1 protein-coding gene and 1 pseudogene are annotated in these 915 nt (G+C 58.3%); both read right to left on the reverse strand.

Annotated elements, in window-relative coordinates; translation table 11 throughout:
- The coding region (locus AAAX59_RS09660; protein ID WP_349071609.1) for an IS3 family transposase at positions 1-735 on the reverse strand (735 nt) is incomplete at its 3' end.
- Positions 624-863: pseudogene (locus AAAX59_RS09665) on the reverse strand (transposase); the annotation flags it as partial. The pseudogene AAAX59_RS09665 and the gene AAAX59_RS09660, both read right to left, overlap by 112 nt.
- Between the last annotated feature and the right edge of the window lie 52 nt (positions 864-915).

A 915-nucleotide genomic window follows, 5' to 3' on the forward strand; every position in this document is an offset into this window, starting at 1 on the left:
GCCGTCATCTGGCGGACCCTCCCTGCCGACCGCCTGCTCCATCGCGTCGATCGCGACCTTCTCGGTGATGCGCTCGGACATCGACCAGCCCACGACCTTGCGGGAGAAGGCGTCTATCACGGCTGCGAGATAGAGCCACCCTTCTCTTGTGGGTATGTAGGTGATGTCGCCCACCCAAAGCCTGTTGCGCTCGCCCACGGTGAAAGCGCGCTCTACCAGGTTCAACCGAGGGTCTCCCGGCTCGACCTTCTTCTGGATGCGGTGTTTTCGGGTCGCGCCCTTTCCGGCAAGTCCGAGCTTCTGCATGATGCGGAGCACGCGCTTCTCGCTCACGACGATGCCGCTTTTTCGCAGTTCGCGGTTGATGCGCCGGTAGCCGTAACGGCCCTTATGCCGCTCGAAGGCCTCGACGACGAAACCTTCGATCGCCTCCCGCTCTATCTGGGCGTCGGACTTCTTCCGGCCGAGATACTCGTAGAAACCGGATTTCGAGACTTTCATCAGCCCGCATGCCTTCTTGATGGGGCCGATCTCGCCCCTATGCTCTTTGAGGAACTCGAACCTCACGCATGGTCTTGACTCAAGAAGGCCCGGAAATTTTTTAGTATCTCGTTCTCGCGCTCGAGCTCCTCGACCTTCTTCTTGAGCTTCACGATCTCGTAGTCCTTGTTGATCTTCGGGGAGCCGTTTCCGGGGAACGCGCCGTCTCCCATCTCCTCGTATTCGCGGGCCCATCTTCTCAGCGTCGAATCCTTTATGCCGAGTTCCTCCGATAGGCCTTTGACCGTCATTTCCCCGGACAGGACCACCTTTGCCGCCGAGACCTTGAACTGCCTGTCGTATCGCTTTCTTCTTTGGGTCATCTTGAACACCTTTCGCTCTTAACTAGGTGTCCAATTCATCATACCCACTCCA

This window comes from Collinsella sp. CLA-ER-H2 (assembly GCF_040092405.1).
In the GTDB taxonomy this organism is placed as follows: domain Bacteria; phylum Actinomycetota; class Coriobacteriia; order Coriobacteriales; family Coriobacteriaceae; genus Collinsella.